We start from the raw sequence: 16,706 nt of genomic DNA, 5'->3' as shown, positions 1-16,706 counted from the left end.
GCCTATGTTGGGGACGCGTCGATTCCCCCTGCGGAGTTTCACGAGGGAAGGCAGTTGCCGTTTCGATAGACGGGAAGCGGAATAGCCCGGCCGCCTGGATCTTCCGAACTTCGAGACCAATGCAAGTTGGAGGAAGACCCGACTTCCGCCAGTAGCGGTTATTCCTCGCCTTTCAGCAGCGGAAGGCGAATCTCGAAAGTGGTGCCCTGGCCAACCTGGCTCTGGCAGCCGATTCTGCCGCCGTGCCGGTCGATCACCGTCTTGACCATGGCCAGCCCCAGGCCCAGGCCGGCGCTGCCCTCGGCGGAAGCGAAGCGCTGGTACTGGCTGAACAGGCGCGGTAGTTCGGCGGCCGCGATACCTTTGCCCTGATCGACGATCCGGCAGCTCAGCCAGTCGCCTTCGAGGCGGATGCTCAGGCTGACGACGGTCCCCGCCGGGCTGTACTTGACCGCATTCTCCAGCAGGTTGAACAGCGCGCGCGTGAGCAGGCCGGGGTCGGCCCAGACCATCGGTTCCTGCTCGTCGTCCCAGTCGCGCCGCAGGTCGATGTCTTTCTGTTGCGCGAGGGGCCAGAGCTGGTCGGCGGCGTCCATCGCCAACATGGTGAACATGCACGCTTCGAAGCGGTAGGCGTCGGATTCGGCCTTGGCCAGTTGCACGAAGGCGTCGGTCAGGCCCAGGGCGCGACGGACCTGCTGCTCTATCTGTCGGTAGACCTGCTGGCCGGCTTCGTCCTCGGCGGGGCGGACGTCGAGCAGGGCGAGGATCGCCGAGTGCGGCGCGCGCAGGTCATGGGAGAGGAAGCGCAGGAGGGTGGCGCGCTGGCGCTCGGCATCGCGTTCGGCGCTCAGGTCGATCAGGCTCACCAGCCAGCCGATGGCGGTTTCGCTTTCGACCGGCAGCAGGCGCGCCAGGTCGAGGCGCAGGTCGCGTTCCCGGTGGTCGCGGAACTCGATGGCTTCCAGGGTTTCCAGCGTTGGGCGGGCGCCACCGGCGAGGCTCGGATGGCCGAGTTCGGCCAGGCGCTGGCGCAGTTCGGCGCCGCGCAGCTCGCCGCCGAACAGGTCGCGTGCCTTGCGGTTGGCCAGCAGGATCTGCCCCTGCGGGTCGCAGATCAGGGTCGCCACCGGCAGGCCTTCCAGGCCGTCGGCCATGAACCGCCGGCTGTCGCGGGTGCGGCTGACCGCCTGCTCCAGGGCGGCGATGCGGTTCTGCAATGGATCGTTGCCGGCGCGCGGGGGGCTGGCCCGCTCGGGCAGCACCTTGGGCTCGCGGTCGAGGCGCGCCAGTTCCCAGCCGAAGTAGGCGAGCACCGCGTTCAGCCGGCGCCAGCTCCAGATCAGGTAGGCCAGCAGCAGGCCGACCAGGCTGGCCAGCGGCGACCACCACCAGCCGTTGAGCAGCAGCGCCCAGGAAAGACCCAGGGCCAGGGCCGCGCAGGCCAGGGTGAGGAGCAAGGCGTGGCGCGAGCGGAACAGCATCAGGCCGAGCAGCAGCGCTACGCTGGCGGCGGAGAGCAGGGCGGCGAGCCAGGGTTGCAGGTCGACGGCGGTGCGCTGCTGCAACAGGCCGTTGAGAATGTTGGCCTGGATCTCCACCCCCGGCGTGGTGCCGAGGCTGGCCGACAGCGGGGTGACATAGCGGTCGCCGAGGCCCGGCGCGGTGGCGCCGACCAGGACCAGGCGGTCGCGCAGCAGGCTGTCTGGCACCTCGCCGCGCAACACGCTGACGTAGGGCACGCTGGGGAAGCCCGCGTCGGCACCGATGAAGGGAATGCGGATGGCGTGGTCACGCTGCCAGCCGGGCAGGTTGCGCATGTCGTCGAGGCCGGGCATGGGCATGACGCCGGCATCGGCGAATGCTTGCCAGGCGAGCAGCGGGCGCGGCTGGCCGAGCGGTCCTTCGCGCAGGTAGACGCTGCGCACCGTGCCGTCGCTGTCCGCTTCGACGTTGATATGCCCGATGCCGGCGGCGCAGCCGGCCAGCGGCGCGGTCGGCGGTATCTCCCGTGGCGGTTCGCCGTAGCGCGGCACGCTTTCGCGCAGCAGTGGCAGGAGGACGTTGCCGGCCCGGCACAGCGATCTTGCCAACTGGCGGTCGCTGTCCGGATTGGAGGAGGGTTCGCTGAAGATCACGTCGAGCAGTACGCTGCGTGCGCCGGCGGCGGCCAGGCGATCCAGCAGCTCGGCGTGGACGCTGCGCGGCCAGGGCCAGCGACCGAGGCTTTCCAGGCTACGGTCGTCGATGGCGACGACGAGGATGCGCGGATCGACGGCCAGCGGGGCGAGGTTGCGCAGGCGGTCGTAGAGCAGGTTGTTCAGCGGCAGGCCGCTGCTCAGCGAAAGCAGGGCGGTGAGCGGAAGGAGCAGCAGGCTGACCAGCAGCCATTCGCGCACCAGGCCGCGGAACAGCCGCTGCGCCTGGCTGGGCTCGTCCTGGCGGTCGAGCGCCTTCATCGGCGAGGCCCCGGCGCCCTATCGGGCACTGCCGCCTCGCGGGTAGTAGAGAATGTCGTATACGCTGGTCTCGCCCTCCAGTCCGTCGTTGTCGAAGGCCGAGAGGCGGACGTGGTAGAAGGCCGCCTTGAGTCCGCTGAAACTGACTTCCGGGGTGCTCGAGAAACGCTCCTGCTGGATGCGCAGGAAGTCCGGATCGCTGGCTACCTGGGCACGGTAGCGCTTGGCGCCGTGCAGCGGGGCAAGATAGAGCTTCCAAACTGGAGACTCGCCGTGCTCGCCGCCCTGGCCGCGCAATTGCGGGGCGGGTAGCAGGTCCACCGGCGTCAGCTTGCCCTGCGGCTTGACCTTCAGGCCGCGGCGGGCGTCGACCAGCACGTCCTCGTCCGGCTCGGCCTGCGCCGCCTTGCGAGCCGGGCGCCTGCCGTTGAGCGGCAGGTCGTCGCTGGTCAGCTCGCGGTTCACCGCGACGCGCCCGTCGAGCACTTCGGTCAGCGCCTGGCCGTCTTCGGTGCGGGCGCGGAAGTGGGTACCGCGCACGCCCAGTACGCCGACCGGGGTCAGCACCTGGAAGCGGTCGTGATCGCTCTTTCTCTTCAGGACATAGGACTCGACCTGCCCCGCGCGCAGGGCGATCTGCGGAATGCCGGTGTCCTCGTCGAGGTGCAGGGTGACTTCCGAACTGGAGGGCAGGACGATGCGGCTGCCGTCGCCGAGCAGCAGGCTGACGAAGGCGGTCGGAGAGGTCTTGACGCCTTCCAGTTCGTCGATGTCCATGCCTTCTTCCAGGGGCGTCTGGTTGCCCTTGGCGTCGAGCTTCCAGGCGTCGCCGGCGAGATAGAGCACGCTGGCGGGGAGCGGCTGGGGCAGGCACGTTTCGCCCTGCTCGATGAACGGCGGCCGTTTCGTCTTGGCCGGCGCGGCCGCGACGGAGCCGGCGAGCAGCGCCAACAGTCCGCCCAGCGCCAGGGCGGCGCAAGCCGGAAAGAGGGATCGGGAAGTAAGGGCGAGGGCTGTCATAGGCTTCACTGGGCGGCGGGTCAGGTATCGCTGGCGGTCCGGTCAGGCTGCAATCTGCCTGATCGGGCGCCGGTTTCGCAATCCTTGCAACGACATCGGGAGCCCGCAGGCTCCCTTGTCGTTTCCTCGGCCGCAGCGCCTGGCGGTTGGGCCAGGCGCTTCGGTTCAGTCGTTCTTGTCGCCGATCAGGCGATAGGCCAGGGCGCCGAGTACCGCACCGAGAATCGGCGCGACCCAGAACAGCCACAGCTGGGAAACCGCCCAGTCGCCGACGTACAGGGCGACCGCGGTGCTGCGCGCCGGGTTCACCGAGGTGTTGGTGACCGGGATGCTGATCAGGTGGATCAGGGTCAGGGTCAGGCCGATGGCGATCGGCGCGAAGCCCTGCGGCGCGCGCTTGGAGGTGGCGCCGAGGATGATCAGCAGGAACATGCCGGTAAGTACCACTTCGCTGACCAGCGCGGCTTGCAACGAGTAGCCGCCCGGCGAGTGTTCGCCGTAGCCGTTGGAGGCGAAGCCGGCGGCCAGGTCGAAGCCGGCCTTGCCGCTGGCGATCAGGTACAGCACGCCGCCGGCGGCGAGGCCACCGAGGACCTGGGCGACGACATAGGGCAGCAGTTGGCTGGCCGGGAAGCGCCCGCCGACCCACAGGCCTACCGATACCGCGGGGTTCAGATGGGCGCCGGAGATCGGGCCGATGGCATAGGCCATGGTCAGCACGCTGAGGCCGAACGCCAGGGCCACGCCGAGGTAGCCGATTCCCAGTTCCGGTACGCCGGCAGCGAGTACTGCGCTGCCGCAGCCGCCCAATACCAGCCAGAAGGTGCCGAAGAACTCTGCTCCGTATTGCTTCATGATGAGGTCCTTTTCAGATCCAGGATGGGACGCGGATCGAGGCGTCCGGATAGCGGGAGGGGATGATTCGAACAAGGAAGGGGAGATGACACATCCGTGTGTCGAAGCCAGCCCTGGGGGGATTGGCTCGGTTGCCTGGGGCGATCGTCCGTTACCGACCCCTGACTGTGGTTCGAGTGGTCTCGTTCCACGGCCCGCCGGAGCGGGTTTACACATCCCTGTGTCGGAGCAATCCATTTGCTCCTTGGCCTACTCAGCGGTTGGAAATCTACCAAGCGCGATTTGTCTGCTGTGAGATTTGCCATATTTCTTCAGATTCTTCCGCGCTATTTCAGATTCGTCGCGTTCAAAACACCCAGCGCAACTCGTCACGCACGCTGACGGCGCCGGACAGGCCGACGTTCCACATCTCGGCCCTGGCGCGGGCCGGGCCGTCGAGGCCGAGCGGAGTAGCGAAGGACGGGCTGGCGGTGCCCTGGCTGAACGACGGGGCCTGGACCGGGCCGGCCGGATGGCTTACCGATTCCAGGCCGAGGACCAGGGCAAGGCAGGAAAACTTGCCGAGGGCCTGCAGGTTGATGTCACGCAAACGTTGGCTAACTGGCCGGAAACCCATGGCTACGACTCCTTGATAGGTCAGGCTGGCGCTGGCTCACGGGCTCTTCGTCCCGCTTAATGGCTATTTGGAATCAGGCTATCAAGGGCTGGTCGCGACCAGAGAGATTCGTCACAATTCTTCAGATTTGTACGTAATTCGCCGTTCCTGGAGCGAAAAAGGGGCGTTAGCCCGATTGAACAGGACCAGCTTTTATGCGTGTCGCGATACTGGACGACGAGTCGGCCGAACTGGACCGGGTCGAGCAGACCTTGCAGCAGATACCCGCGCAGGGCGAACAGGCCTGGACGGTGCACCGTTTCGCCCGTGGCGAGGACCTGCTCAAGCAGCTCAAGCGGGAAACCTTCGACCTGCTGATCCTCGACTGGCAGTTGCCGGACCTCAGCGGCCTGCAATTGCTGCGCTGGAGCCGCGAGCATCTGGATGCGCCGCCGCCGGCGATCATGCTGACCAGCCGTGACGCCGAACAGGACATCGTGCAAGCGTTGAACAGCGGCGCCGACGACTATGTCAGCAAGCCGTTCCGACCCAACGAACTGAAGGCGCGGGTAGCCGCCGTGCTGCGTCGCCACGGGGGAACGCGTCCCGCGCAGCATGAGGTGCAGACTTTCAACGACCTCAGCTTCGACGATGCCGAGCTGACCGTGACCCGGGCCGGCGCGCCGATCAGCCTGACCGAACGCGAATACCGCCTGGCCCGCTGCCTGTTCGCCAACCTGGGACGGCCGTTGTCGCGGGAATATCTCTACGAGCGCTTCTGGCCCCACGAGGAAGTGTTGTCCTCGCGGCCGCTGGATACCCACATCTATCGCCTGCGCAACAAGCTTGGCCTGACCGCCGAGCGCGGTTGGCAGTTGCTGACCATCTACGGCTACGGATATCGGTTGGAGAGCGTGGCGACGGTCGACTGAGCGGAGCGGGGTGGCGAGACCGACCTTGGCGGTCGGCGAGGGAGAATGAAAAAGCCCCGCGGCTGCGGGGCTTCTTTTCGGCGAGGCGCGCTTACTTCTGGAACGCGGCCACGGCCTTGGTGATCTCGGCGCGGGCGGCGTCGGCGTTGCCCCAGCCTTCGACCTTGACCCACTTGCCTTTCTCGAGATCCTTGTAGTTCTCGAAGAAGTGCTTGATCTGTTCCAGCAGCAGGGCCGGCAGGTCGGTGTATTCCTTCACGTCCTTGTACAGGACGCTCAGCTTGTCGTGCGGCACGGCGATCAGCTTGGCGTCGCCGCCTGCCTCGTCGGTCATGTGCAGGACGCCAACCGGGCGCGCGCGGATCACCGAACCGGGAGCGACCGGATAGGGGGTCACCACCAGCACGTCCAGCGGGTCGCCGTCGTCGGCCAGAGTGTTCGGGATGAAGCCGTAGTTGGCCGGGTAGAACATCGGGGTGGCCATGAAACGGTCGACGAACAGGCAGTCGGTGTCCTTGTCGATCTCGTACTTGATCGGCGCATGGTTGGCCGGAATCTCGATAGCGACGTAGATGTCGTTCGGCAGGTCCTTGCCGGCCGGGATCTTGCTGTAGCTCATGGGTGACTCCAGAGGTTTCTGGCCAAAAAAGAGGCCGCGATTATAGGCATATTCGGTTGTCGATGCCATGTACCGGCATTCAGCCGTTAGTCGTGTCGCCCGCCGCCTCGCGGTAGTCCGGATGCTCGGCCTGCAGGCGGCGCAGGCGTTGCAGTGGGTCCTGGCGGTAGAACAACTGGAGCTGCCGGTATACCGCCGGATAGGCCTCGTGGAGGAGATCCGGGGCGGTGAAGAAATACTCGCTGGTAACGGCGAAGAACTCCGCCGGATCTTCCGCCGCATAGGGATCGATGGCGGTCTGCGCGTCGGGGTCGCGGTCGAGCAGGGCGTTCATCTCGTCGTAGGCGGCCTGCATGGCGCTCGCCCAGTCGCCGATGCGCATGCCGGCGTGCAGCGGCGGCAGGCCGTTGGCGTCGCCGTTGAGCATGTCCAGCTTGTGCGCCAGTTCGTGGATCACCAGGTTGTAGGCATCCCAGCCACCCCCGCCGACGACGCCGGGCCAGGCCAGGACCACCGGCCCTTGCAGGGACGTCTCGCCGCTGCGTTCGTCGTCGAACTCATGGACTACGCCGCTGGCGTCGCGGTGTTTCTGCGGGCTGACGAAATCGTCGGGATACAGCACCAGTTCGTGGAAGCCCTGGTACCAGTTCAGCTCCGGCAGGTGCAACAGCGGCAGTTGCGCCTGCGCCGCCAGCAGCAGGCGGCCGAAGTCGTCGAGATCGACGCCGGCGAGTGCGGTCAGGTGCTTGTCGGCGAGAAACAGCACGGCCCGCTCGCGCAGGCGGCGGTCCTCGTCGGCGTCCAGGCCGTCGAGGATCGGCAGGTGCCGGCGTACCCGCTGCCAGAGCTCTTCGGCCACCGGGTGGCGTGCCAGCAGGCGCCGGCGCCGCCAGGCGCGGAACGACCACATGCTCAGTCGCTCTGGGCCTTGGCCTGTTTGGCGGCGCTCGCCTGCAGGCGATGGCGAATGAAGCCGAGGATCATCGGCAGCAGCGACAGCAGGATGATGCCGATCACCAGCAGCGACAGGTTCTTCTTGATGAACGGCACGTTGCCGAAGAAGTAGCCCAGGGTCACCAGGCCGCCGACCCAGGCCACGGTGCCGACCACGCTGAACATGACGAAGCGCGGGTAGTGCATCTTCGCCATGCCGGCGACGAAGGGCGCGAAGGTCCGCACGATGGGCAGGAAGCGCGCCAGGGTCACGGTCTTGCCGCCGTGGCGTTCGTAGAACTCATGGGTGCGGTCGAGGTAGTCGCGGCGGAATACCTTCGAGTCGGGGTTGCTGAACAGCCGCTTGCCGAGGGTCCGGCCGATCACGTAGTTGGTGCTGTCGCCGGTGATCGCCGCGACCATCAGCAGCCCGCCGAGCAGCCATGGGTCCATGCCGCCGGTGGCGCAGATGGCGCCGGCGATGAACAGCAGCGAGTCGCCGGGGAGGAACGGAGTCACCACCAGGCCGGTTTCACAGAAGATCACCAGGAACAGGATGGCGTAGATCCAGACGCCATAGTTGCTGACCAGCATGGCCAGGTAGGTATCCAGGTGGAGAATCAGATCGATTGGGTTGAAGTCCATTGAGCAACCTGCGGAGACAACGCGTTGAGCGGCAGAGGGCCGCCATTATAGGGGGGCGTCCGGATGGGTGGGGGGCTGTTTGTCGCGATCCCGGCAAAACCACTGATTGCAGGATGTTTCGGTAATTTTTCCGAAATTGGTCGGCATAAAGTCTGCAAGAACAGGAGAAATTTCTAGCAGGGAAGGGCGTGCGATGACACTCCAGCCTTTTGCCCAGCCACCGCTCAGTCTCGCCCTGGGCGCCGGGCGCGACCTCCCGGGGCAGGCCGCGCGGGTTCGCGCCGAATGGCTCGCGCCTCGCCCCGGACGGGCTCCGGCGTTTCTCCTGGCGCTGCTCTGGGGACGCGGTTGCGCCAACGTGGTGCAGGCCATCGAAGGCCATCTCGACGCCCTGTTCGCCGACTACGCCTGTACCCCCGAGGGTTGGCCGGAAGCGCAGGCGGCGCGGCAGGTCCTGGCTTCGCTGAACATGCAGCTCTATCGCCGGCGCCGCGAAGGCGAGCCGGGCGTGCTCGAGCTGGCGGCGGGGTTGCTGCTGGTCCATGCCGGAGGCGTGCACTTTCTCCAGTGCGGCGCCGTCGGCCTGCTGCGTTATCGCCAGGGCAGCCTGCAGCGCCTGGGAGGGAGCGGCCAGCCGCTGGGTAGCAGCGCGGAGCTGGCGCTGGTCCAGCACAACCTGACCCAGGTGGCCGGCGAGCCCTTGTTGCTGGCGCCCCAGCCGCTGCTCGAAGTGGCCGACCTGCGCGCCCTCGGAGAGCGTTGTGCGGGGCTGGCCACGGGGCGCCTGGAGGGCGTGCTGCAGCCGTTGCTGCATGCGCCGGGGGCGGTGGCGCTGGTCTTGCCGGGGGCGCTCGAGCGCGCCCCGGCGGCGCCACGGCATACCGGCTGGCCAGCGCTGGGCGCGGCGTGCCCCGGCGACTGCGTGGATGGCTGGACCTTGCAGGCAGCTTGCGCGTTCGGCCCGCCCGGGCGGCTATTCCGCGCCTGCGACGAGCAAGGACGCGAGGCGTTGCTGCTGCTCGCGGCGGTCGATGCCGACGAAGCGTTCTGGCAGCGCGAATGGGCATTGCGGCGCTGCCGTGCGGAGAGCCTGCCGCGAGTATTGTCGTCGCCCCGGTTGCGTCGTCATGCCTTCCAGTTGTTCGCTCCGCCGCGCTGGCCGATGCGCAGCCTGCTGGATTGGGCGCCAGCGCACCTGCCGCTGGAACCGCAATGCGCGCTGGTCCTCCTGGAGCAACTTATCGATGCGGTTCGCGCCTTGCAGCGGCGCGGCGTACAGGGCTTGTGGCTGGCGCCGCGGCAGATCCTGCTGGACGAGGGCGGGCGCCTGCTGTTCCTCCCCGAGGCGGCGGCGATCCTGCCGGGGGTGGCGCGCCAGGCGCTGCCTGCGGACAGCGTGCCGCTGGCGCCGGAGTTGCGTCGCGGCGAGGCGATCGATGGCCGGGCCGACCAGTTCGCCCTGGCGGCGCTGTTCTATTGGCTGCTCTGTGGTCGCTGGCCGTCGATCGCCTGCCCGGAGAGCGACGGCGGATGCCGCTACGAGCCCCTGGGCGAGCGTCAGGCGGACCTGCCGGTCGGCTGGGATGGGGTATTGGCGCGGGCCCTGGCGCCGCGTCCGGAGGCGCGCTTCGAAGCGTTGTCGGAATTCTGGCTGGCCTTGCAGAAGCCGCTAGCGCATCCCCAGCGGGTCTTCGCGCCACGCCGGTTGCAACGGGGCGTGCTGGCCCTGGTCCTGCTCCTGGCCGGGGCTGCGCTGCTGGTCGGCCTGGCCGGTTAACGGATCGACGGCCAGCGTGCGGGTCTGCCCGCTGCGTTCGAGGTGCGCTTCGGCGATCAGTTGTTCCAGCCGGCCGCTGCGACGCATCAGGCGCAGGTTGCGGTCGAGGCTGGCGGCAAGGGCGGCGCCGCGGGCGTGTCTTTTCGGCACCAGTACATAGAGCGGCTTGACCTCCAGCGGCGGTTCGATGAACACCAGGCGATCCTTCAGCGCCGGCACGTTGCGCGCCAGCAGGTGGTAGCCGGTGTAGCGATCGACCACGGCCAGGTCGATACGCCCGCGCAGGAGCTTCTCGAGGTTCTGCCAGTCGTTGGTCACCGCGTCCTTGGTCAGGCTGCGGTCGGCGTCGAAATCCTCCCGGTTGACGTAGCCGCGGACCACGCCGATGCGGTACGGACGCAGGCTTTCCAGATGCGCGGGATTGACCGGCAGCAGGCGCTCGCGCTGGCGGAAGAAGCCCAGTTGCGAGTCGAGCAGGGGGATGGTGGCGTGGAACAGTTCGCGCCGCTCGGGCGACAGGTAGGCCGGCATGAGAGCGTCGAAGCGCCCCTCGGCGGCTTCCTTCAGGGCACGTTGCCAGGGCAGGAACACCAGTTCGGCGCGGTGCCCGTCGAGGGCCAGGGCTTCGTCGAGGATGCGGCTGGCGAGGCCCTTGCCCGGCAGGTCGGGGCCGACGTAGGGCGCCCAGTCGAGGGTCGCCACGCGCAGGGTGTCGGCCTGCGCGCCGGCCGTGGCGAGGAGCAGGCCGAGCAGGACGCCGGGCCAGTGCCAGGTGCGCGAACCCATGGATGCCTCTGCTCTGAGCGATCGGTTGGGAAGTGCCGTGCCTTTGTCTTCAGCTTAGTTCGTCGCTGATCGGCAGGGTGTAGTTCTTGAACTCCTGGTCTTCGCGGAAGCCGATCGACTCGTAGACTTTCTGCGCTACCTCGTTGTCGACGCTGGTGGAGACACGCATGCGCACCGCATGGGTTTCCCGGGCCATCTGCTTGGCGTGTTGCAGCAGGTGGTCGGCGACCAGTTGCCGGCGTGCCTCCTCGGCGACGTAGATGTCGTTGAGGATCCAGACGCGCTTGAGCGACAGCGAGGAGAAGCTCGGATAGAGCTGGCAGAAACCGAGCAGGCGGTCTTCTTCGTCGGCCAGCGCCAGGTAGATCACCGATTCCTTGCGGCGCAGGCGTTTCTCGAGGAATTTCCGCGAGGACTCGGGGTAGGAGAGCATGCCGTAGAATTCGCGGTACTTGACGAACAGCGGCGCCAGCAGGTCGAGGTGTTCGAGGGTGGCTTGCACGATTCGCATGACGGGCCTCGCATTGCGGGAAGGGGCTGCCGGGACGATGCAGGCTGCATGCCAGCAACGCTTCGATGCTGCCCAATCTCCCTGGAAAGCGCAATCCAAGCGAACGTTTGAATCGGCCGAAGGAGGGGCGACGCGCGCCGGCCCATCCTTCGGCCGGGAGGCTCAGTCCCTCGCCAGGAGGAAGTTGCCGGTGCGCGGAGCCTCGCCGTCCAGCGCCTGGACCTCCGCCTCGTCCTTCAGGTTGACCCCGGAAAGCTGCCGCCGGCAGGCCTCGCGCATCAGGTAGAGCAGGCGGTGCGCGGCCATGCCGTAGCTGAGGCCTTCCAGGCGGACGTTGGAGATGCAGTTGCGATAGGCGTCGGTGAGGCCGACCCGCGGGGCCCAGGTGAAGTACAGGCCGAGGCTGTCCGGCGAGCTGAGGCCGGGACGCTCGCCGATCAGGATCACGCTCATCTTCGCCCGCAGCAATTCACCGATCTCGTCGGCCACTGCCACCCGTCCCTGTTCCACCAGGACCACCGGCGACAGCGACCAGCCTTCGGCCAGCGCCTGTTCCTCCAGGCGTTCGAGGAAGGGCAGGGTGTGACGCTGCACGGCCAGCGCGGAGAGGCCGTCGGCGACCACGATGGCCAGGTCGATCTGCCCGTCGTAGCCGGCGGCGTGTTCGCGCAGGCGTTGCACCGAGGCCTCGTCGAGGCGCCGGCCGAGGTCCGGGCGTTGCAGGTAGACGTGGCGGTCGGCGGCGGCGCTGTGCAGCAGCAGGCTGTCGCGGCCGCGCTGGCGCAGGCCGTCGCTGATGGCCGCATGGTCGAAGGGCAGGTGCACGGCGTCGCGCGCCTGGGCGTGGGCGTACTGGAAGTCCAGTTGCGGGCGGGTCGGCAGGCTGGTGCCGGTGCGGCCCAGGGCGATCCGCGCGGGGGTCAGCTGGCGCAGCGGCAGCCAGGGGTTCTCGGCGCTGGCGTCGGGCAGGTGCTTGTCGTTCATCGGCATCTCCTCAGGCCAGTTGCGCCAGGGCCTGGCGGAACGCCGGCGGTAACTCGTCACCGAAGCGGATGCGCCCGTCGGCCTGGGTGAAGATTCCCATCCGCTGCAACCAGTCCTCGAATTCCGGCGCCGGCTTCAGGCCCAGCGTCTGGCGCGCATAGAGGGCGTCGTGGAAGGAGGTGGTCTGGTAGTTGAGCATCACGTCGTCGGAGCCGGGAATGCCCATGATGAAGTTGATCCCGGCGACGCCCAGCAGGGTCAGGAGCATGTCCATGTCGTCCTGGTCGGCCTCGGCATGGTTGGTGTAGCAGATGTCGCAACCCATCGGCACGCCGAGCAGCTTGCCGCAGAAGTGGTCTTCCAGGCCGGCGCGGATGATCTGCTTGCCGTTGTACAGGTACTCGGGACCGATGAAGCCGACCACGGTGTTCACCAGGAACGGCTTGAAGTGACGAGCCACCGCATAGGCGCGGGTCTCGCAGGTCTGCTGGTCGACGCCGTGGTGGGCGTTGGCCGAGAGCGCGCTGCCCTGGCCGGTCTCGAAGTACATCAGGTTGTTGCCTAGGGTGCCGCGCTTCTGGCTGAGCCCGGCCTCGTAGCCTTCCTGGAGGATCTTCAGGCTGATGCCGAAGCTGGCATTGGCCGCCTCGGTGCCGGCGATCGACTGGAACACCAGGTCCAGCGGCACGCCGCGGTTGATCGCCTCGATGGAGCTGGTGACGTGGGTCAGCACGCAGGCCTGGGTAGGAATCTCGTAGCGCTGGATGATCGCGTCGAGCATCTCCAGCAGGGCGCAGATCGAGGCCATGCTGTCGGTGGCAGGATTGATCCCGAGCATCGCGTCGCCATTGCCGAACAGCAGGCCGTCGAGGATGCTCGCGGCGATTCCGGCCGGGTCGTCGGTCGGGTGGTTCGGTTGCAGGCGGGTGGAGAGCCGGCCGCGAAGGCCGAGGGTGTTGCGGAAGCGGGTGACCACGCGGATCTTCTGCGCCACCAGGACCAGATCCTGGACACGCATGATCTTCGATACCGCCGCTGCCATTTCCGGCGTCAGGCCCGGAGCCAGGGCGCGCAGGCTGGCCTCGTCGGCGGCGTCGCCGAGCAGCCAGTCGCGGAAGCCGCCGACGGTGAGATGGGACACCGGGGCGAAGGCGTCGCGCTGGTGGGTGTCGATGATCAGGCGGGTGACCTCGTCGTCCTCGTAGGGAATCAGCGCCTCGTCGAGGAAGTGTTTGAGCGGGATGTCGGCCAGGGCCATCTGCGCGGCGACCCGCTCGCCGTCGTTGCTCGCCGCGACGCCGGCGAGGAAATCGCCGGAGCGCGCGGGGCTGGCCTTGGCCATCACGTCCTTGAGGCTGTCGAAGCGGTAGGTTTCGCCGCCGACGCTATGGGTGAAACGTGCCATGTGTGTCTCCAGTGCCCGGCCTCGCCAGCGGCGGGCCGGGCTTTGTCGTTGTCGCTCTCAGCGCAGGTCCTGTTCCGCCGCCTGGATCGCGGCGAACTCTTCTTCCGGGGTGCCGGACACCAGGTGATGCCGACTGTACAGGGCGAAGTAGCCGATCAGTACAGCGTAGATCGCCACCGCGCCGACCACGACCCGCGGGTCGACCAGGAAGCCGGCGACCACCGCGACGCAGGCCAGCGCCAGGGCTACGCCGGAGGTGAGGATGCCGCCAGGGGTGCGGTAGGGGCGCTGCATGTCCGGGCGGCGGATGCGCAGGGTGATGTGCGCGGCCATCATCAGCACGTAGGAGATGGTCGCGCCGAACACCGCGACCAGGATCAGCAGGTCGCCCTGGCCGGTCAGCGACAGGCCGAAGCCGATCACCCCCGGCACCACCAGGGCCAGTACCGGCGCCTTCTTGCGGTTGGTCAGCGAGAGGCTGCGCGGCAGGTAGCCGGCGCGGGAGAGGGCGAAGATCTGCCGCGAGTAGGCATAGATGATCGAGAAGAAGCTGGCGATCAGCCCGGCCAGGCCGACCAGGTTGACGAACTGGCTCATCCAGGTCGAACCCTTGTAGGCCGACTCCAGCGCTTCCACCAGGGGATTGCCCGAGCCCATCAGCTCCTTGGCTCCGGCGGCCCCGGGACCGACGACCAGAATCAGTGCGGCGAAGGCGAGAAGCACCAACATGGCGCCGATCAGTCCGCGCGGCAGGTCGCGCTTGGGGTTCTTGGTTTCCTCGGCGGCCAGCGGCACGCCTTCGACGGCGAGGAAGAACCAGATCGCGTAGGGGATCGCCGCCCAGACCCCGACATAGCCGAACGGCAGGAAGCTGCTGGCGCCGGTCGCCGCGGTCTGCGGGATGTTGAACAGGTTGGCCGAGTCGAAGTGCGGAACCATCGCGACAATGAACACGCCGAGGGCGATGGCCGCCACCGCGGTGATGACGAACATCAGCTTCAGCGCCTCGCCGGCGCCGAGGATGTGGATGCCGATGAATACGATGTAGAACACCAGGTAGATCAGCCAGCCGCCGACGCCGAACAGCGACTCGCAGTAGGCGCCGATGAAGCAGGCGATGGCCGCCGGGGCGATGGCGTATTCGATGAGGATCGCGGTGCCGGTGAGGAAGCCGCCCCAGGGCCCGAAGGCGCTGCGGGCGAAGCCGTAGCCGCCGCCGGCGGTAGGGATCATCGAAGACAGCTCGGCGAGCGAGAAGCACATGCACAGGTACATGGTGGCCATCAGCAGGGTGGCGAGGAACATCCCGCCCCAGCCGCCCTGGGCCAGGCCGAAGTTCCAGCCGGCGTAGTCGCCGGAGATCACGTAGGCGACGCCGAGCCCGACCAGCAGGACCCAGCCGGCGGCGCCTTTCTTCAGTTGACGGTGTTGGAAGTAGTCGGCGTCGACGCTTTCGAAGTCGACCCCGGAAGTTGTGGGCGCATGGCCGGTTTGTTCGAGGGACATGGGTTTTTCACCTCAATCTTGTTGTTATCGACCCCGGTTTTCCCGGTGGTGTGCTGTACGTGGTGAACGCAGGCAATAGCTATGCCAGCCGCTCTGCAATCGGCCTGGCGAGGAGGTGGAAGGGGCGCCGCCGTCAGCCTCGGCGGCGTGTTTCACGAGCCGGCGCGACCGCTCCGGGAAAGGGCGGTCGCGGCCGGTCCGGGGTCCTACTAGAAGAAGCCCAGCGGGTTGATGTCGTAGCTCACCAGCAGGTTCTTGGTCTGCTGGTAGTGGTCGAGCATCATCTTGTGCGTCTCGCGACCGACGCCGGACTTCTTGTAGCCGCCGAACGCGGCGTGGGCCGGGTACAGGTGGTAGCAGTTGGTCCACACGCGACCGGCCTTGATCCCGCGGCCCATGCGGTAGGCGCGGTTGATGTCGCGGGTCCAGAGGCCGGCGCCGAGGCCGTACTCGGTGTCGTTGGCGATGGCCAGGGCCTCGGCTTCGTCCTTGAAGGTGGTGACGCCGACCACCGGGCCGAAGATTTCCTCCTGGAACACGCGCATGCCGTTGTGCCCCTTGAGCAGGGTCGGCTGGATGTAGTAGCCGCTGGCCAGGTTGCCTTCGAGCTTCTCGACGCTGCCGCCGGCGAGCAGCTCGGCGCCTTCCTGCTGGGCGATGTCGAGGTAGGAGAGGATCTTCTCGTACTGCTGCTGGGAAGCCTGGGCGCCGACCATGGTCTCGGTGTCCAGCGGGTCGCCGCGCTTGATCGCCCTGACCTTTTTCAGCACCTCTTCCATGAATGCCGGGTAGATCGACTCCTGGACCAGCGCGCGGGACGGGCAGGTGCACACCTCGCCCTGGTTGAAGAAGGCCAGCACCAGGCCCTCGGCGGCCTTCTCGATGAACGCCGGCTCGGCCTGCATGATGTCTTCGAAATAGATGTTCGGGCTCTTGCCGCCCAGCTCGACGGTGGAGGGAATGATGTTCTCCGCCGCGCACTTGAGGATGTGCGAGCCGACCGGGGTGGAACCGGTGAAGGCGATCTTGGCGATGCGCTTGCTGGTGGCCAGGGCCTCGCCGGCCTCCCTGCCGAAGCCCTGGACGACGTTGAGCACGCCCGGCGGCAGCAGGTCGCCGATGAGTTCCAGCAGCACGCAGATACCCAGCGGGGTCTGCTCGGCCGGCTTGAGCACCACGCAGTTGCCGGCGGCCAGCGCCGGGGCCAGCTTCCAGGCGGCCATCAGCAGCGGGAAGTTCCACGGGATGATCTGCCCGACCACGCCCAGCGGCTCATGGATGTGGTAGGCCACGGTCCTGTCGTTGATCTCGGCGGCGGAGCCTTCCTGGGCGCGGATGCAGCCGGCGAAGTAGCGGAAGTGGTCGGCGGCCAGGGGGATGTCGGCGTTGAGGGTCTCGCGCACGGCCTTGCCGTTGTCCCAGGTCTCGGTGACGGCGAGCAGTTCCAGGTTCTGCTCGATGCGGTCGGCGATCTTCAGCAGGATGTTCGAGCGCTCCTGCACCGAGGTGCGGCCCCAGGCGTCGGCGGCGGCGTGGGCGGCGTCGAGGGCCTTGTCGATGTCCTCGGCGGTGGAACGGGGGAACTCGGCGATCGGCTGGCCGTTCACCGGCGAGGTGTTGGTGAAGTACTGGCCCTTGACCGGAGGCACGAACTCGCCGCCGATGTAGTTGCCGTAGCG

General features: G+C 67.6%; 15 protein-coding genes. 2 read left to right on the top strand and 13 right to left on the bottom strand.

Annotated elements, in window-relative coordinates; translation table 11 throughout:
- Nucleotides 1-158: 158 nt before the first annotated feature.
- The 4 genes from ACTJJX_RS23705 to mucE form a co-directional block, all read right to left on the bottom strand.
- Nucleotides 159-2,459 (bottom strand): CHASE2 domain-containing protein, encoded by a 2,301-nt coding sequence (locus ACTJJX_RS23705; protein WP_004345887.1) that lies wholly within the window; start codon nucleotides 2,457-2,459, stop codon nucleotides 159-161.
- An 18-nt stretch (nucleotides 2,460-2,477) separates the two neighbouring features.
- On the bottom strand, nucleotides 2,478-3,479 hold the full coding sequence (locus ACTJJX_RS23700; protein ID WP_003102793.1) for a FecR family protein: 1,002 nt from the start codon (nucleotides 3,477-3,479) through the stop codon (nucleotides 2,478-2,480).
- 165 nt (nucleotides 3,480-3,644) lie between these two features.
- A complete protein-coding gene (gene aqpZ, locus ACTJJX_RS23695; RefSeq protein WP_003102790.1) occupies nucleotides 3,645-4,334 on the bottom strand; it encodes an aquaporin Z in 690 nt (229 codons plus the stop codon).
- A 346-nt stretch (nucleotides 4,335-4,680) separates the two neighbouring features.
- A complete protein-coding gene (gene mucE, locus ACTJJX_RS23690) occupies nucleotides 4,681-4,950 on the bottom strand; it encodes a mucoid induction factor MucE (protein ID WP_003093256.1) in 270 nt (89 codons plus the stop codon).
- A 194-nt stretch (nucleotides 4,951-5,144) separates the two neighbouring features.
- Here mucE and ACTJJX_RS23685 point away from each other — a divergent pair, with 194 nt between their 5' ends.
- Entirely contained in the window at nucleotides 5,145-5,861 is a 717-nt protein-coding gene (locus ACTJJX_RS23685) for a response regulator transcription factor (protein WP_003093250.1), read from the top strand.
- Between the two features lie 91 nt (nucleotides 5,862-5,952).
- On the opposite strand, the gene ppa is transcribed toward ACTJJX_RS23685, so the two are convergent.
- From ppa to ACTJJX_RS23670, 3 genes are all read right to left on the bottom strand, one after another.
- The gene (gene ppa, locus ACTJJX_RS23680; RefSeq protein ID WP_003093248.1) at nucleotides 5,953-6,480 is read right to left on the bottom strand and encodes an inorganic diphosphatase; all 528 of its coding nucleotides are present in this window, start codon (nucleotides 6,478-6,480) and stop codon (nucleotides 5,953-5,955) included.
- A gap of 79 nt (nucleotides 6,481-6,559) precedes the next feature.
- Nucleotides 6,560-7,390, bottom strand: coding sequence for a zinc-dependent peptidase (locus tag ACTJJX_RS23675; protein WP_003093244.1), 831 nt, complete (start codon nucleotides 7,388-7,390; stop codon nucleotides 6,560-6,562).
- Between the two features lie 2 nt (nucleotides 7,391-7,392).
- The gene (locus ACTJJX_RS23670; protein WP_003093241.1) at nucleotides 7,393-8,058 is read right to left on the bottom strand and encodes a DedA family protein; all 666 of its coding nucleotides are present in this window, start codon (nucleotides 8,056-8,058) and stop codon (nucleotides 7,393-7,395) included.
- 193 nt (nucleotides 8,059-8,251) lie between these two features.
- Here ACTJJX_RS23670 and ACTJJX_RS23665 point away from each other — a divergent pair, with 193 nt between their 5' ends.
- Nucleotides 8,252-9,835 carry a protein kinase gene (locus ACTJJX_RS23665; protein ID WP_016852471.1) on the top strand — a complete coding sequence of 528 codons (1,584 nt, stop codon included), beginning with the start codon at nucleotides 8,252-8,254 and terminating at the stop codon, nucleotides 9,833-9,835.
- Here ACTJJX_RS23665 and ACTJJX_RS23660 read toward each other — a convergent pair.
- The 6 genes from ACTJJX_RS23660 to exaC all read right to left on the bottom strand — a co-directional run.
- Nucleotides 9,728-10,621 (bottom strand): substrate-binding periplasmic protein, encoded by an 894-nt coding sequence (locus ACTJJX_RS23660; protein ID WP_003102782.1) that lies wholly within the window; start codon nucleotides 10,619-10,621, stop codon nucleotides 9,728-9,730. The two genes, ACTJJX_RS23665 and ACTJJX_RS23660, sit on opposite strands and share 108 nt — an antisense overlap.
- Before the next feature lie 49 nt (nucleotides 10,622-10,670).
- Entirely contained in the window at nucleotides 10,671-11,132 is a 462-nt protein-coding gene (locus ACTJJX_RS23655; RefSeq protein WP_003093235.1) for a GNAT family N-acetyltransferase, read from the bottom strand.
- A 162-nt stretch (nucleotides 11,133-11,294) separates the two neighbouring features.
- Nucleotides 11,295-12,116: an ethanolamine ammonia-lyase subunit EutC gene (gene eutC / locus ACTJJX_RS23650; protein WP_003114907.1), complete on the bottom strand. Its 822-nt coding sequence runs from the start codon at nucleotides 12,114-12,116 to the stop codon at nucleotides 11,295-11,297.
- A 10-nt stretch (nucleotides 12,117-12,126) separates the two neighbouring features.
- Nucleotides 12,127-13,521, bottom strand: a complete 1,395-nt coding sequence (locus tag ACTJJX_RS23645; RefSeq protein ID WP_003093232.1) for an ethanolamine ammonia-lyase subunit EutB — start codon at nucleotides 13,519-13,521, stop codon at nucleotides 12,127-12,129.
- A gap of 57 nt (nucleotides 13,522-13,578) precedes the next feature.
- Nucleotides 13,579-15,027, bottom strand: a complete 1,449-nt coding sequence (eat, locus tag ACTJJX_RS23640; RefSeq protein WP_016852472.1) for an ethanolamine permease — start codon at nucleotides 15,025-15,027, stop codon at nucleotides 13,579-13,581.
- Between the two features lie 209 nt (nucleotides 15,028-15,236).
- The coding region (exaC, locus tag ACTJJX_RS23635; protein WP_049261398.1) for an acetaldehyde dehydrogenase ExaC at nucleotides 15,237-16,706 on the bottom strand (1,470 nt) is incomplete at its 5' end.

Source organism: Pseudomonas sp. 22490 (genome assembly GCF_052044465.1).
Classification (GTDB): Bacteria; Pseudomonadota; Gammaproteobacteria; order Pseudomonadales; family Pseudomonadaceae; genus Pseudomonas; species Pseudomonas aeruginosa.
Note: the sequence above shows the minus strand (reverse complement) of the source record. Positions and strands in the feature narration are given on the sequence as shown.

Coding starts and splice junctions, on each gene's coding strand:
- ACTJJX_RS23670 (WP_003093241.1), bottom strand. CDS start 8,058: ATGGACTTCAACCCAATCGATCTGATTCTCCACCTGGATACCTACCTG.
- eat (WP_016852472.1), bottom strand. CDS start 15,027: ATGTCCCTCGAACAAACCGGCCATGCGCCCACAACTTCCGGGGTCGAC.
- ACTJJX_RS23700 (WP_003102793.1), bottom strand. CDS start 3,479: ATGACAGCCCTCGCCCTTACTTCCCGATCCCTCTTTCCGGCTTGCGCC.
- ACTJJX_RS23645 (WP_003093232.1), bottom strand. CDS start 13,521: ATGGCACGTTTCACCCATAGCGTCGGCGGCGAAACCTACCGCTTCGAC.
- ACTJJX_RS23705 (WP_004345887.1), bottom strand. CDS start 2,459: ATGAAGGCGCTCGACCGCCAGGACGAGCCCAGCCAGGCGCAGCGGCTG.
- ACTJJX_RS23660 (WP_003102782.1), bottom strand. CDS start 10,621: ATGGGTTCGCGCACCTGGCACTGGCCCGGCGTCCTGCTCGGCCTGCTC.
- ACTJJX_RS23665 (WP_016852471.1), top strand. CDS start 8,252: ATGACACTCCAGCCTTTTGCCCAGCCACCGCTCAGTCTCGCCCTGGGC.
- ACTJJX_RS23685 (WP_003093250.1), top strand. CDS start 5,145: ATGCGTGTCGCGATACTGGACGACGAGTCGGCCGAACTGGACCGGGTC.
- ACTJJX_RS23675 (WP_003093244.1), bottom strand. CDS start 7,390: ATGTGGTCGTTCCGCGCCTGGCGGCGCCGGCGCCTGCTGGCACGCCAC.
- ppa (WP_003093248.1), bottom strand. CDS start 6,480: ATGAGCTACAGCAAGATCCCGGCCGGCAAGGACCTGCCGAACGACATC.
- aqpZ (WP_003102790.1), bottom strand. CDS start 4,334: ATGAAGCAATACGGAGCAGAGTTCTTCGGCACCTTCTGGCTGGTATTG.
- eutC (WP_003114907.1), bottom strand. CDS start 12,116: ATGAACGACAAGCACCTGCCCGACGCCAGCGCCGAGAACCCCTGGCTG.
- mucE (WP_003093256.1), bottom strand. CDS start 4,950: ATGGGTTTCCGGCCAGTTAGCCAACGTTTGCGTGACATCAACCTGCAG.
- ACTJJX_RS23655 (WP_003093235.1), bottom strand. CDS start 11,132: ATGCGAATCGTGCAAGCCACCCTCGAACACCTCGACCTGCTGGCGCCG.